The 16,291-nt window shown below is 39.7% G+C and carries 8 protein-coding genes; 3 read left to right on the top strand and 5 right to left on the bottom strand.

Features of this window, described 5'->3' with window-relative positions:
- Window positions 1-68: 68 nt before the first annotated feature.
- The 3 genes from ACWATR_RS36100 to ACWATR_RS36090 all read left to right on the top strand — a co-directional run bounded on the left by ACWATR_RS36100 (window position 69) and on the right by ACWATR_RS36090 (window position 2,740).
- On the top strand, window positions 69-671 hold the full coding sequence (locus ACWATR_RS36100; protein ID WP_460343936.1) for a GIY-YIG nuclease family protein: 603 nt from the start codon (window positions 69-71) through the stop codon (window positions 669-671).
- A 561-nt stretch (window positions 672-1,232) separates the two neighbouring features.
- Window positions 1,233-1,652: a four helix bundle protein gene (locus ACWATR_RS36095; protein WP_292788950.1), complete on the top strand. Its 420-nt coding sequence runs from the start codon at window positions 1,233-1,235 to the stop codon at window positions 1,650-1,652.
- A 71-nt stretch (window positions 1,653-1,723) separates the two neighbouring features.
- On the top strand, window positions 1,724-2,740 hold the full coding sequence (locus ACWATR_RS36090) for a tyrosine-type recombinase/integrase (RefSeq protein ID WP_460343933.1): 1,017 nt from the start codon (window positions 1,724-1,726) through the stop codon (window positions 2,738-2,740).
- A gap of 23 nt (window positions 2,741-2,763) precedes the next feature.
- Here ACWATR_RS36090 and ACWATR_RS36085 read toward each other — a convergent pair whose 3' ends face one another.
- From ACWATR_RS36085 to ACWATR_RS36065, 5 genes are all read right to left on the bottom strand, one after another.
- Window positions 2,764-7,425, bottom strand: a complete 4,662-nt coding sequence (locus ACWATR_RS36085; RefSeq protein ID WP_460343930.1) for an NACHT domain-containing protein — start codon at window positions 7,423-7,425, stop codon at window positions 2,764-2,766.
- Between the two features lie 12 nt (window positions 7,426-7,437).
- Window positions 7,438-7,872 carry a hypothetical protein gene (locus tag ACWATR_RS36080; RefSeq protein WP_460343927.1) on the bottom strand — a complete coding sequence of 145 codons (435 nt, stop codon included), beginning with the start codon at window positions 7,870-7,872 and terminating at the stop codon, window positions 7,438-7,440.
- 131 nt (window positions 7,873-8,003) lie between these two features.
- Window positions 8,004-11,603: an NACHT and WD repeat domain-containing protein gene (locus ACWATR_RS36075; RefSeq protein ID WP_460343923.1), complete on the bottom strand. Its 3,600-nt coding sequence runs from the start codon at window positions 11,601-11,603 to the stop codon at window positions 8,004-8,006.
- Between the two features lie 46 nt (window positions 11,604-11,649).
- On the bottom strand, window positions 11,650-13,686 hold the full coding sequence (locus tag ACWATR_RS36070) for a pentapeptide repeat-containing protein (protein ID WP_460343921.1): 2,037 nt from the start codon (window positions 13,684-13,686) through the stop codon (window positions 11,650-11,652).
- A 663-nt stretch (window positions 13,687-14,349) separates the two neighbouring features.
- Window positions 14,350-16,215 (bottom strand): hypothetical protein, encoded by a 1,866-nt coding sequence (locus ACWATR_RS36065; protein WP_460343918.1) that lies wholly within the window; start codon window positions 16,213-16,215, stop codon window positions 14,350-14,352.
- Between the last annotated feature and the right edge of the window lie 76 nt (window positions 16,216-16,291).

The raw sequence follows: 16,291 nt of genomic DNA, 5'->3' as shown, positions 1-16,291 counted from the left end.
GCTATGACAGAGGAAGTATAGTTTGGTTAATTTGCGTGCATCACCAAGAATCTGTCGAGCAGTTAACTTTGTTTTCAAACACTGAATTTAGCTCAAAAAACACATTAAAAAATTTGAGATATCTTCCACCAATTAACTGTAATAAGGTATTGCTAGAGAGCAAGTCACGAATTTTTGAATTTCAGCAGGATGAAAAAGAAAATAATTTAATTAGAAGACAAACAAAACTGTTTGATATCACATCTCCCCCTTGCGAATGTCAGCTAGATCCTGATACTATTAACCCTCTGACTTTGCCGCTCCAGCCATTAAATTTTGCTACAGAAGTTAATCAATTTGATAACGCTTGCATTTATTTTATTCTAGATAAAGCACTTCCGTTAATTTTATATATAGGTCAAAGCAAAAACTGCTGTAAGCGTTTGCGTACACTTAATTATTCTTCGAGTGGCGCTCATCATCGCAAAAAACAAATTGAGTCCTATCAACAATTAAATCAAAATTACGGATTTTCATCATCTATTTATATCGCCCGTTGGGACTTACCTATTCTTTTGGAAGAAAAGTATCGGTTAGAGTTAGAAAAAAGCTTAATTTTGAAGTGGTATCCTCTTTTCAATCAACAGAACCAAGAATCAATTTTGTGGAGCAATTACTTAATCCAAATATAGCTAAAATACTATCGTTATGCTTTTATTCGCGTTATAAAGACCATTTAAGAATGAATAGTTGAGTCAAACATGGATGATTTTTAAACCTATTGTTAATCTCTGCCAACTTAACAGGCGATCGCTTTCCTGACAAACTGTATAGAAACTGGTACAGAGGAAGCGTATATACAAACCTATCCAGGCTTGTATTGACTACTGCGATGGGCTACGCCCGACCAAAGGTCATCGCCCATAGACGATCACGGCTGGTGGTTTGTATGGTGTGTTTCAATATCTGCTGCACCAGATGCCCAGTGTTTGCTATCAATTTTGATATCAAAGCAGGAAATTACAGAACTAGCATTACTAATTGACACTTGCCTTCTTCCGCAAGTAGTATTTTGCTCCGACGCGAATGTTTTGATTGATGCCCCTAGAGATGGCCGTATGATGTACGTTATTGGAAACGCGCATTATCAATAACGAGTCAGTGAGCAATTATGCCTAACGAGGCGGGGGGAGAGGGGGGGCAGGGGAGCAGGGGAGCAGGGGGGAAAGAGTGAAGAAGGTAAGAGATAGCAAATGGAAAAAAATGCCATCATAAATCATCAAGACTTGAAAGTGTATCAAATGGCTTTTGATGCAGCGATGAAGATATTTGAGGTATCTAAAAAGTTTCCAGTAGAGGAACGTTATTCGCTCACAGACCAAATTCGTCGTTCCTCTCGTTCTGTATGTGCGAATCTGGCAGAAGCATGGAGGAAACGCCGATACGTAGCAGCATTTGTGGCTAAATTAAATGATGGGGAAGCGGAAGCTGCTGAAACCCAGACGTGGATTGAATTTGCCGTCAAGTGTAATTACTTGGATATTGATACAGGTCGAGAAATTTACAGTAACTATAATAAGATTCTAGGTAGTTTAGTAAACATGATTAACAATCCTAACCCTTGGCTGATAAAGAAAACAGTCGGACATCCGGGCAGAAAAACAGACTCTTAGTGTCTTTCATCTCCCCTGCTCCCCTGCTCCCCTGCCCCCTGCTTATTCTTTAAGAACGCGAGTCAGCACTTATGTCCAATCCACATTCGGGAGAAATTGTCAAGTCTGCGTTGGAGGCGTGTTTAGATGCACCGATCGCCAGATATTTTGACGCGCAACTTCAGGGCGACCCGGATGTGTTGGCGCAGCTGTTGGCAGACAAGCGCAACCCCAATACTCGACGGGCTTATGAGAAGGATTTGAGGGATTTCTTTCTGAAGATGACTTTATTACCGCCGACTGGTGATAGTGTGCTGGAGTTTCTGCACTTGCAGCCCTCTCAAGCGGTGATGGTGGTGTTGAAATATAAGGCGATGTTGATTAAATCCGGGTTGCGGGAGGCGACAATCAATCGGCGGTTGGCAGCGATTAAGTCGTTAGCCAAGATGGGGCGCAAGTTGGGAGTGTGCAACTATTCCCTGGAAGATGTGTCAGGCGAGAAGGTTAAGGCATATCGAGATACGCGGGGTGTTGATAGCAAAGCGATATCTGTTGTGATTCAGCAATTTGATCGCTCGACTTTGATTGGTAAACGCAACTATGCAATTTTTCTGGTGCTGTGGGGTTTAGCTTTGCGTCGCCAGGAGATATGCCTTCTTTTTGTGGGCGACTTTGATTTTTATGGACGTAAGTTGAGAGTTTTGGGGAAGGGTAAGGGAACGAATGAAGAATATTTGGATATGTCACGCGATGTGGCGGCTGCTCTTGCAGATTGGTTAATTGCACGAGGAGATTTAAATCCCAATTTACCAATTTTTACGGCGTTAGATTTTCATAATTTGGGGCATAGATTGACTACGGATGCTGTCTATAAAATAGTGTCGGCGGCTTTTAAAAAGGCGGGGGTGAAGAAACCGATGTCACCGCACAGGGTCAGGCATTCAGCGATTACGGCGGCGCTTGATGCGACGGATGGGAATATCAGAAAGGTGCAGAAGTTAAGCCGTCATGCTGACCCGCGAACGCTGATGATTTATGACGACAACCGGAATAAAGACCTGTGGGAGATGTCGGAATTGTTGACGGGAATGTTGAAGGATTCGGAGTGAGAAAAAGTTCTTAGTGAACTAATTTAACTAGAAGCAATTCTCTGCTGAATCTCCAACGCTAGTGTGTTTTGAAAATCAGCAAGTTTCTTGAGAATATTTTTAAATGCATTAAAGGAATCATTATGCTGACGTAGCTTTGATTCCTGATATCGCCAACAAACGTCAAGTAGAGATGCTAACTTTTCTTGAATGTTGTCCTCAGTCCAAAACTGCTCATTAGATTGACTAACAGTATAAAGCCAGGAAAGGCTATCGATCCGAAGTTCCTCAGCAGATGGCTTCAACAGAAATGCAACAAACTGCAACGCACACCCTGGTTTATTCAAGTGTTGTCTAGCCCATTTCTCGTAAATTTTATACATTTGCTTGATAATCGGCTTATGAGCTATTGTCCACATATTGTAAATGCTGGAGTTTAAGCCAACTAAATGACACCACAACTCCTCTAAACCGTACTGGCGGAGTCTTGGGTCAAACTCCCAGTTGGGCGATGAGAATGCAAAATCTACCATTGCATGACATTCTTTAATAAATCTGTCAGAAATAGGTTCAGAATTAAGGCCATTAATAAACCACTGTGTCAAAAATTTTTCAATCCAGTGATCCTCTTCCATTCCTAAATCAAGGATTGGCTTCCAAAAATCCTCCGGTTTTTCTGTAGGGGGCAATTGCAAAATTAAGGAAGAAATATGCTGAGAAAGCCAATCATTCCAGCCACTAAGTGTTCTGTTTTTCTCTGGAATCTGAAGGGAATATTTGAGTGCCTCTTTCCAAAACGTAATCCATTCTTGACGCTCAGTTCTGCTGATTGCCTGATCTAGTGAAGGTAGCCAACTATAAGCGGCTTGAATTAGCCTAAAATTTAAGCTAGGAAATTGGTTAGGTGTAATATCTCCAAAGAGACCAGGTTGGCTGTAATTTTGGTGAGGTTTCTTGTCTGCTAGTTCTTCCCAAACCTGGATTGCTACTTCTTCCCAACTAGGTAGGTTAGGAGAAATAAGCTTGTCCAGAAAAGCTTTTATTTCTCGATGTCGTTCAACCTCAATATCAAAGGAGTATTCCAAACCATAACGAGTGCTATCCCACTTCCACCTTACTGCTGCCCAACGAAAAAGTAGATGTTGGAGTCGCTTAAAGTCTTCATAAAAAGAACTCCTAAATTTAGCAGCATGAGCAAAGATAGTACTGACAACTGCATAGCGCGAGCTTGTAACCAACAACGCTACACATTCTCGCCATTTATTAGAGTCTGGAAACTTAAACCAAATAAGCGGGATTATTTTGGCACAAAAAATGTCCCACTCCCATTCTGAATTAATTTCTTCATAACCAAATTTGTTTGCTTTTGGTGGTTCGTGGATAATCTTGATAAGTTGCTCAAAGCACCATTCTTCTCTCTGTGGATATTGTTGAAGCCAATTCCAATGAAACTGAATAAGAACAGCTATACCTCCACAAATGCTGTTCTCGATGTCATATAATCCAGACTCATCCTCGACAGTTGTAAATCCTGCAATTTGTTGAAGGAAATTCCAAGACTGCTCAAGCTGCTCATCTGGTAGTGGTTGGCCTGCATTGAGGATTTGTTGACAACGAAAAGGAAAAGACAAAAGTTGTAGCCGACGCTCAGAGTCTTCTCTAAAAGCTTTTTCCTTCTCGCTTAATTTGTTAGGATCTTGAAATACCCAAAAATCACCATGCTCAGGGTAATTCTGAATTCTGTAGTTATCAATGTTGTACCCGTCAACAAGTTCCTCTAAAAACCATTTTAGTTCATCTTCTTTGGAATTTTCTTGAAGGCGTTTGAGCCAGTTTGAACGAATTTCCTCAAAAAAAGTTCGCATTTCTGGAATATTTAGGAAAAAGCTTTGTGACCATTTATACAAACCTTGTTTTCGGTGAGGTAGTTCGTACCACTCGCGAACTAATTTGATAATCTGCTCGTTTTGCCCCAACCAAGTTATCGTGATAGTTATATCCGACCCAGACAAAGGTTGATGTCGGGATTCCCAAAGATAAAATTCAGGAACTGTAAGCAGCGACCGTAGAGGTTCTTGGACAAGAAAAGATGATTTGCGAGCTACTGCACTTAGCAATCCTGCAAATGCTACAGAATTAGAGCGTTGCAGGATTAACTCTATCGCATTATTAATTGGTTTATTTTCATCAATTTCGTTGTAAAGCCACTTTTCTAAGACCATCAAAGCCACAGTTACTGGATATGGGCAAGAGTTATAGTTGCAGTACCAGTAATAGACGTTTTGATTACCAAGCCATCGATGTTCATTACCTGCTAGAGTAATCGATACATCAGGGACAGTTTGATTCTCACGTCGCCAAATATCTGCCCATCTTTCTGTTGCAAAGTTAATTAAGCGCAGGATTAATTCCAGTCCTTCTGTAGGCTGATGCTTAATAAAAAAAAGTAATGGCCCTTGAGTATAAAAGGGAGGATACCACTCTCTATCGCACGCAATTCCCAATTCTTGCCGATGGGCGCTCGGTTCTTCTATTAACAGGGCAAGAAGGACTTCGCGTGCAACGCTTGGGTTGGCAATAATTAGTGGATAGATAGCATCTGTTGTTAAGCAGACCTGGCGAAATGCAGAGTGTACTTTCTGACTAGGGCCATCCGGCCAAGCAACGGGTTCCTCTTCCTCCTCATCTCCCCATTCGCTGCTAAAGTTTTTAAACATTATTGGATTTATTCCCCGCTCATCTATCAATGACCAGGAGGATTCATCAAGTTCTAATTCATATGTTCCATATTCTGGATCATCAATAAATCTTTTAATAAGAGGCTCGGATTGAGTTTCTATTTCAGAATTTTGTACTGTGACTTCTTTCCTAGCACTAGCTTCAAGTGCAAAATTAGCTACACCGTCAGGAAGTTCATAAACTCCTGCAAGTGCAGCATGATAAACTTTTTTACTTAAATCATCTTTATCATAAAAAAATCTGCCAGCTTTTGTGGACTCTAAAAGTCTTTCAGCAGTGGCTAAAGCTAACTCGGCAGCTTCCCGGCGCAGTGGCCATTTTGTATCCAATCGTCGTAGCCATGTGTTGGCTATCTCTGCAATATATTCAGGTGCTAGTTCAATGACATCTGTTAAATGTCGGTGGAGAAACTGAAGTATTGGCAACCAGTAAGGTATGTATGGAATCCGTTGTATTGTAGCGGCCGTGGTTTCCAAGTCTGAATCAAGTTGGGAAGCAATGGCCAAAATCGCAGGATTGGGTAATGTGGCAATGAAAAGGAACCTGGTTAGTAACCGACGTAAAAACAAACCATCGTTTGCAGCTAAATCAGTCCAGATACGCTCTAAAAGTGGAAGTGGGTTGGCAGCGAAAACAACGGCTTCCAATAGTAAGTCCGAAGTTAAATCAGGAGTATTATCGTCTCCGCACAAAGAAACTAGTGCAGAGCGCCATTGTGCCGTATCTTCATTTTTCTCCAGAAGATGAAGTCCGTAAAGCCTTACAGCGCGATGCCAAAGAGGAGAAGAGACTCGATGTTTAATATAGTCCCGTAGGTTGTTTTGTTGTCCTAAGAGAACTCGCTGCCTTGCCCAATCACCATAGAGGTCATGACAAAAAGATAGGCGCTCCTCTCGTTCTTGACAGAGGCGATCTCTAATTAAACTGTCTACTTGCGCCCCATCAGAAATAGAAAATGCGTCAGTTGGCGTTTCAGCTGCCAAATTATCTGCCTGCTTTTCACCCAATGATTTTAGTAGACCAGATCGCATTCTAGCATTGGGCTGTTTACAAACTTCTGTCTCCCAAAACCATTCAATCAAGTTAGATTCTCCAACCCACTGAGTAGTATCCACAGATCCGCCAGTAGACAATTTTGTTGCTAGTAAGTCAAGGACTTTTGGCTTGAACAATAGGGACTGTAGTTGAGGTTGAAAATTTAAACGTTTCAAAGCAGGAAATGTTTCCCAAACTGGTTCAAAGTCATTAATAGAAGGAGCGCCAACTTGAAGCATTTTCCAGTCTTCAGTCAAGACATTGGCGCGTGCCAAAAGCATTTGAACTCTGTTCCACTCTTCTAACTGGCAAGGAATAAGGAGTCGCCAAGGGCTGTCCTCCACATTTAGTCGAAGTGTATGAATTAGCACAGATAAATTCTGAAATGCAGCTTCCGAGAAGATGCGATCTAGTCCATCAATTACCACATAGACGCGAGGAGCAGAAACAGCAGCTAGAACATCTCGAAGCGGAGAAGATAACCCTAAACGATTCTGAAAAGATGAAAAGTCTGAAACATCAAAGCTGCTAGCCTTCCACCAGATGGTTTTGTTAGCATTCTGTTCTTTTTCAGCCCAAGATTTAGAAATTACAGTTTTTCCACAGCCTGAAGCCCCCAAAAGAACAACTACCTTGTTGTTCTCAAAAGCTGTTTCTATTGCTTCTAATTCTACTAGACGAGAAATAAAAATTTTATTACCAATTCTGTCTGGGATTATTGTGAGATTTTCTCTTGTTTGTTCTATAAGTTTTATCCAATCGGTTTGATAATTTGGAGAACTATTAGGATGAAAAATAAATTGAATCTGGAAATTACCATCACCGATTGCAGCCTGCATTCCACCACCTAATATGGAACTATCAGCCTGCTGCTTAATATTTGGCTCAGACGAGGGTAGTGGACTAGATTCAGGTTGCTCTGACTGATTCATTAGCTTATCTCACTAGAATCCAAAGAAACTTTTAGCGACACCTAGCCAGCCGGGTAGTTCCAACAAAATTGGTTTGACGTTCTCCCAAAGGTTTTTAGTGGATGCCACAGTTTCGCTTGTAGTTTTGAGTGTTTCAGCTACGCGTTTGAGATTCCCGGCTGCTAATTGTTTATCAGGTTCTTTAGTTTGAGCTTCTTCTTTAGCGGCTCCCAAATATTTGAGTGACTTTTCTTTAACTGCTTCTGGTAGTTCTGGGGTTGCACCTACTAATTGTTCTATCCGGGCTAACATCCGAATTACATCTTCCTGATTTAGCTGTTTTTCACCGGATGCAACTACATTAGTTTCCTGTGTTTGCTGGTTGTTGTCGCCCTGCGCCGCTTGCATACCACCGTACACATTACCGCCGCTTACATTTTGGGAAATTCCACCAGGATTATTAGTCATTATATTTATCTTGTCTACTTAGATGCTTGAATAAAAATTGAGTATAGCTCACTAAGTGTAGCGAACTGCAAATATCCAGTGATAAAACTGCTTGTTTTTGTCCATCACACAATTGATCTTGAAAGCCTTGTTTAATTTCTAGATATACTTTGAGTATATATTTGGCAAGTTTTTCTAGCTCCCTCACTTGAAGCATCCTCAGTTTTACTTAAAATGGGATGATTTTTTAATCTATGGCAGGCGATATCAAGTAAGGCTTGCCAATTAACAGGAAAGATACTTGTACTACCACTAATTGCCGATGCAATTAGATATTTACCGTTAGGACTAAACGCGAGAAATTGAAATTTACCAACATTCTCAAATTTACCAATCATGTTTCCGTTAATATCAAACAGTTGTAAAGAAGGATTATGTGTATTAGATCCATATCCTGATAATCTTGCTTCAGCAGCAGCAATAACTCTTCCATCAGGACTAATTGCTGCAATATTTCTATTGTCTATATTAGGAGAATGACCAAACTTACTTATTTTTTTACCATTAAAATCTCTTACTTCTATGTCGTTTTCTTTAACCAAAACCATTCTTTCGCTGTTTGTGCTTGTGGCAACAAAACCAATCTTACCTTGAACTGAGAATGCTTCGTAAGTCTTACTTCCATTGTGTGTTTTGACTTGAACAAGGTGACCATCTCTTACAATAGTCAAAGTTTTACCATCTGGGCTGTAAAAAATAACTGGATTTCGTTGCTCAGTTTCTAATTCAAACTCCCTTTTTGCTACTAACTCCTTTGTTCCAAATTCTCCTTCTTCGTAGCTAATTTTAAATTTTTGCCCACTTGGAGAAAAAAACTCTAGGAAATTAGAGTTATTAAAGAGAGATATCGACTCATCAAAGTAACTATGTACACTCCAGACCCTTACACCATCCGAACCACCACTAAAAAGGGTTTTACCATCTGGACTAAATGCTACAGACGCAACATTATTTTGATGCCCAATAAAACTGAATTTAATTTTACTATAAGTATTATCAGCATTATCTAAAAGAAATAAATTATTGCCATCTCCCAAGTCATACGTAGCTGTGGCTACTTGAGTTTTTACTTGAGAAGGACTGATAGCAATACTACTAGATTCATTTTCCAAAATATTCAAATTTTCTAAATTCAAATTTGATTTACTGATATCTACAACTTCTCGGTTATTAAAGGTCACAACAGGGTTAGGATTAACTTCATGAATACCAACTCCAATAAAGATTTGCGAAGGACTGCTAAAACTAATCGAATCTATAGAACTAAGATAGCCAGGATTCTCCACTAATACTGTATGAGTAGTTTCTGTAGAGCGTATCCATAATTTTAGAGATTTTGCATAATCACCAATAGCAATACTTTTGCCATCGGGACTGAAAGATATTGCTGTAATGGAATAATTATTTATATATAAAACTTTAGAGTTACTGAGATTACAATCATTCAAATTTACATCGAACCAGCGTAACTTTCTATCGGCACTACCACTAACTAAAACATTACTGTCTGTTGGGCTAAAAGACAAAGAAATTGCTACTCTCGCTAAGGTTTCCTTAAATGCCTTAACTTGTTCATTTGAGCCTGGGTAAACACACACAAAATTATCTTTGAGCCTTCTGACTCGAATTTCTCCGTTTTCACTAGCACTAGCAATTATACTACCGTCAATATTGAAAGCTACACTATGTACAGGTACTCCTGCAAAATCTTCAATAATTTGAGATTTATTATCTGTAGGATGCCAAAGTATAACTTTTCCGTCCTCTCCTGCACTAATAATTGTTTGTCCATCAGGGCTTACAGCTACACTCCTAGTCCCTTGATGAACTTCTAAAAAATTTTTTTCTCTTGCTTTTTGAACAGCATTAAATAAACTTGCTTCAGCCGAAGTAAGCAGTTCTGTTAGCTGTGGAAACTCTGAAAAACTTTGACCTGTTGCATTAACAGCCAATACAAGAGCTTTTGTCGGATTTTTAGAGAGTAATGGTTCAACTTGAGCAATATTACGTTGAATCTGTGCTAATTTTGTTTGTCTTTCAGCTTTTATACTTTGCAAAATAGCATATCCAGCGACAAGAGAAACAGCAAATAAGCCTGTAGCTAACCATCTAATTGTTTGTTTTCTCCGAAGTTCTTTTTCGGTTACAAAACGCTCTCGCAAACCAACACTAGCATCAATAAATTTGTTTGCAGCCTCACTAAAACCACCTAAAATTTGATTAAATTTTGTATCATTTCTTAGCTCTAAAACTTGCTCTAACTTTGAGCCACTCCACAGTTCATCATCTGCTTTTTTGGCTTGCCAAAGTGCCACATCGTTATTGAGTCGGTTACGTAGGGCGATCGCTTGGCGATTTTCCTTAATCCAGGTATTCAGTTTTGTCCACGAAGTAAGCAGCGTTTCATGAGCAATATCTATGGTAGATTGCCGGAATTGGAGAGGGTGGTCACTGACTAACAAATTATTATTAATCAACTTAACCAGTACGCCTTCCTCAAGCTCATCGCTAAACTCAGAGCGTACCGCCCGTCTACGAACTGGTTTCCATTCAGTACCAGAGTCTTCATCCCCACCAATATCAACCAGTTTGAGGAAAATTCTCTGAGTAGCAATTTTCTCCTGTGCGGATAAATCCTCATAAATTTTATCCACTCGTTGCTGAAGCGCACCTCTGATCCCTCCCAACTCCCGATATGTACTAATGTTCAAAGTACGGTCACTGATACTGTCAGTTTTTACTTCTGTTTCCCACAGTAAATTCAGCGTGTACTGCAACAAAGGCAAATAACCTGCTTGTCCCTGTACATCCTTAATAATTTCCTCAACTAGCCCAGTTTCAAAAACTACCCCATGATGTGCCGCAGGTTGTTCAATTGCCAAACGCAACTCATCCAGTTGCATCTCTGCAATCATTGGGCGATGTTTATCTGTAGCTTTCACCAGTGCTGGATAGGGGCTTAACTTGTCGAGAAAATCAGCCCGCATTGTTGCCATAACTTTAACTAAAGGGAGCTTGGCTTTGGCTAGTTGTACCAAACTGGCGATAAAGCGATCTCGTTTTTCTGCTTCACTGGTGGTAAATAGTTCCTCAAACTGGTCAATAAAAATTAACCAATAATCATCAGCTTGCTTGAGCCTTGCTACTACTTGAGTTAATGTATCAGCTTTAGCCTCACGGGCGATCTGGGCTTGATTTTGCGGATTTTTACTAAGCAAACTAGCATATAAAGATTCAAATGGGTCTTGATCTGGCGTAAATATGAGTTTAACTAATCGCATTCCATATTTTTGGAAAAGCCAGGGAATCAAACCTGCACGTACTACTGATGATTTACCACTACCACTAGCACCCAAAAGTAAAACTAAGTTAGTTTGTTCGAGTTCATTAACTAAACTTGTAAGAAATTGGTCACGACCAAAAAACAAGTCTTTATCTTCTGGTTCAAATTTCTTTAAGCCTCTGTAGGGAGAGGTTTTTATAAATTCACGGGTTTTAATCTCATCAACAGAGATTTGCAAAATTTCCGTTTTATTAAAAGTGACAACGTTACTGTCACCCTGAATTTGGATATTATCATCACCTATTACAGCCTGCATCCCGCCACCCAAAGTAGAATTTTTTACCTGCTGCCGAATACCAGGCTCAGGTATAGGTGGCGGATTATCGTTAGGAAGCAAAGGCTGATTCATTGGCTTGTTTTACTAGAATTTGAATGCGGATACCCAACTTAATAATTTATTGATTGTTTTTATTCCAATCATCTAAAGCAGCAATGACAAAACTGGCTGCGGGATGGCTGAGGGCTTGTTCTAGAGCCGCAGTACCACCAGCCCTCAACGCACTGATTGTTTTCTGCATTAAAGTTGGGTTATTTTCGATGCGTTGCGTGGCTTCTGTTGCCAGTGCCATTTTTCCTGACATTGTATCAGTAGGATAAGATTGACTTAATTGGTCTAGTAATTGCTGAATTTCTGCTGCGGCTTCTGCAAGGGTTTGTTCTTGTTCTGGTAAAGAATAAGTGGTTGAAGTTTGCACGTTATTATTACCCTGTGCTGCTTGCATCCCACCATACACACTACCGCCGCTTACATTTTGAGAAATTCCACCAGGATTATTAGTCATACTATTATTTCCAGTTGTAACTATATTTTGAATGATTAAATTTCCAGGATTAGCAAGCTGTCTAGTAATTTTAAACATACTTGTATTATTCTGAAAATCAATATTTGTTGTTTGTAAAGTATTTCGATATTGTCTTTTTAAATCTTCTATACCGTTATTATAAGCTTGTTTTAATCTCTGTTCAAATTCTACTTTATTTACATTAATCGGAACATTTAATCTAATAACAAAATTGCCATTTAATCTACTTTCAAATGCTTGTATTAAATTATCTGAATTATCAGGAGAAATATTAAATTCTTTTAAGCAATTTTCAAATACTTGTAAAAATACTTGCCAATCAATACCATCTTGCTCAAAAACTATGGAAACTTGTGATGGTTTCTGCAATAGTGTAATAGCCTCTTCAGAAGTTAATTTTCCAGTAGTTGGATGACGTTGTTTTAGATTTGGTTGTGGGTAAAAATAAAAATAATCACAAATTAAGCCATCTAATTGTGCTGTAGCTGGAATACTTCCCTTTTCAATTGTAACTCCAGTAATGTTTGCCCGTCTTAAATCAACATTATCTAGTTTTGTTTGATTAAGAATTGAATTTTCTAAATTAGCTTCTATTAATTGAGAATTACTCAAATCCGCTCTAGATAAATTAACACTATCTAATGTTGCTCCAACAAGATTTAATTCCCTTAAATCCATACCTTGATAATCTTTTTCTTTTCTAGTTCTTTTTTTAATAAGCAAATCTCGAATTATGGAATTTTCTAGATAATTTACTTGGATTCTTGCACAATCAATCTTTTTAACTTCATACCAATTTGTTCGTGTTAATGTACATTCAGAAAAATTACTTCCTTTAAGATTTACATTAGCAAAGCTAACATCTTTTAAATTTGAATGGTGAAATTTAGTGCCTTGTACAGAAGCAAAATACACAAACAAATTCCAAATCCAAACATATTTTTTTTCTTTATTTATAATTGCTTGGTCGCTTATTACAATTCCTAAAAGTGAACCAAAAAACGCTCCAATAGCACGTCTAATTATAGGATCAAGGTTTGTGTTTATTAAAATTATATTTACAAGAACAACAATTATAGAAAAGAATATAATACTGAGAAATATCTGCATATTTTCAGTTTTAGGTTCATCCATAGTTTCTATAAATGGAATAAAAACTCCAACAAGAAAAATAATACAAATTCCCATGTATATTAAATAACTTTGTTGAATATGAAATAAGCTATTCAAAAAATAAGCGTGAAAAAAACTAATATAAACAACAGATATTAATATAGTGTAAATAATTTTATTAATGCCACGAATCCCTAAGAAAAAATAAAAATTACAACTGATAATAATACTTGCACTAAATCCAGACAATGAAATTATAAATAAAGATATTATAAAAATAATAATAGACCACCATATTTTTACCCCACATACAGCGTTATCTAATATTGCGCCAGTAAGGTTAGCATCATAAAAATTAGTGCCACTGATTTTTGCTTCCTTAAATATTGCACCAGTTAAATCAGCATTAGTAAAATCAACACCACGGATATCTGCTTTGGAAAAGTTAGCGTTCTTAAGGTCTTTATCCTTAAATGAAGAACCGCGTAAATTACTTTTATAATAATCTCTTGACATAACTTTACAAGTAAATTGAATAGCAATTGATACTCAGATGCACTCAAATTACAGATATACCACAAAAAATTACTTAATTTCAACGGTTTAAAGCGGTTAGCTTTTGTTAACGCCAGTTTTCATGGCAGCAACTCAAAACTCAGCTTAACAACATTGGGTGCAAAATCCCGTCGCCGGGATTGTGAGGGGTGGTAAATGCTGTGAAGCCTTGCTGTGTGGTTTTTTTGGCTGATGTACGGAGAATCGTACATTTTTGGTGTACAAAGATTATTGACACTATTTCCAGCAATCATTCCCATAAATAATTTTGCGTTCGCCGTTAGGATAAAATCTGGCGCACCATCCGTCCCTCACACGCCAACGGTCAATAGCTATTCCTGTAAGCATCACAGCCACTACACCAATCGCAGTTAAATAGAAAATTGCTAAACCCCACCAATCTCCGATTTAACCTTCTCCATCTCCTCACCCTGGAATCCTTCATTAACATTGGTGTCTACCGGACACCAGCTAGACACGGGCTTGTCTGGGTCGTGTCTAGTGTGGTGGCTGCTAGTGTCTACGCCGTATAAGGGTTTGGAGCTAGGGTGTCTGTGGTGTCCGGTGTCCGGTGTCCGCGAAAAAAGGGCGGTTTTGGGGCTAGACACCAGACACAGAAAGCGGTTAAATTTGATTGAGCTTGATAACACCCTCGGCTATCCAGTCTGCCAATCCTGCCCCCACAATTTCGTACATCCAGCCCTTTATTTGTTCAACAGTAAATCTCTCACCAGCCACTTTAAAGTTGCCCTTGAACTCTCTCACATCAGCTTCAATTCGTTCAGTTCTGATAAAATATTCATACAGTTTTTGCGCCATTGGTGATAATTTATTCGGCTCACTTTGGGTATTATCTGCCTTGCTACCAAGATTGAATTCCAGTTCATAAATCCGCTCTAAAGTGGCTTTATCGATTGTTGGCGGTTCATTAACTGTTCTAGATTCATCAAGCCGAAAATCAATCCGCTTCTGGTCTAACTTGGGCAGTTCAATATCAATCCATTGCCCATGCCCAGGTAATTTAATCCTACCCCTACCACTAGCTTTAGCTTCTGTGGTGATTGGGTCAATAGTTGCGATTAGTTCTACTTCTAACAGTGCAGCATCCCGAAGTTTTGATAACCCTTTAGCTTTGGCTAAGATTTCCATTGTGCGGTCGTGAGCTACGAACAAAGGAACCATTAATTGCTTGCGAGATTCAGTCATGGCACAGCGAAACCATTTACCGATGAATTCTGGATCTGGCTTAAATTCTTTTTCGTCTGTCCAGTCCTCTGGTGTCGGCTCAACAATGTTATCTGTCCAAGTTGTAAACTCCTCAGCGACTACACAGAAATGTTGGTTTGTATCTCTTAAGTGTTGCGTCCATTGCTCCTCAGTCATGCCACTGTTGCGGTAGGCATCGTAACGGCGGCGCATTTCAGCCATATACCATTGCATGAATTGGGCTATCTCTTGGTAGCCAGTAATCAACTGTACCCCTCGCCACTCGACCTGTGTACCATGTGGATCTAGCACAAAGATTTGATTCCACCCGGACTTGCGCTTTGCCCAGATAATCTCTCTGGTAGTCCAGGATTTCCCCGCACCCATGCCACCAAATATCAAAGTGGGGTAGCCGATGGTGTTGTTGATCCAGCGATATTTGTCACCGGGGGCGTAGCTTGCCGCCGAAGGCATCGCTTGGCTGTCTGCCCCAGTAACCTTGTCGTTGGGGTCAATCGTCCCTTGCAATGTTTGACTCCCTTGCAGATAGGGCGTTTTCATCTCGCGCAACTGCTTAATGTACTCTGCCTTCTGCTCCTCCGTCATGCCTGCGGTTTGCGCCTCAAAAATAGCGTCAGTTGCCTCCATTTGGGTAACTTCAATCTCAGTGTGGGCGTAAATCTCGGCTTTGGTGATATCAACGGTGCGATCGTTGGCGATTAGATCCAGGTCGGCTTGTAGTTGGACTTCTGCGATCGCAACGTCTCGGTAACTATCCAATAACTCGGAACGTGCGGCCATCTCTGCTTTTGCAGCATCCCGTTTTTGGGCGATGTCTTCAAAAACTGCCCTCTGCTTCTCTTCATGTTGGCAATGGCGGAGCATCCAGCCAGCAAGCGCAAACCCCAGGAATCCCCCAAACGCCCAAAACGGCTTGTAAGGGTTAGTCGCTTTCACCAGTCCATTTACCCCCATAGCTGGGTCACGGACTACTTGGCGTGGCATTCCTTCTTGTTTCCATTGTGACCAATAAAATGGGGTCATGCGAAAAGGACGGTTATCTTTGTCCTGACACACCAATGTTTTTGAAGGGGTTTTCAAACAGAAGTAAATGCGATCGCTGCTAGTTCCCTGCCACGCCATCGCCGCCGAGCTAATTCCCACAGTCAAACTCAGCCCAATTGCAACAGCTTTCTTGTCCATCGGCAACTGTCCGAACCACAACATTAAACCCGATTGTTGCGACTCGGATAACTGTTTATGTTTGTCGGTTAAATAATTCATTTACTCTTCTTTCCACCAAATAGAAAAAACATTAATATCGCTAGAAATATGCCCACTCCTGCACCATCCATCCAAC

It is taken from the genome of Nostoc sp. UIC 10890 (genome assembly GCF_054786515.1).
Note: the sequence above shows the minus strand (reverse complement) of the source record. Positions and strands in the feature narration are given on the sequence as shown.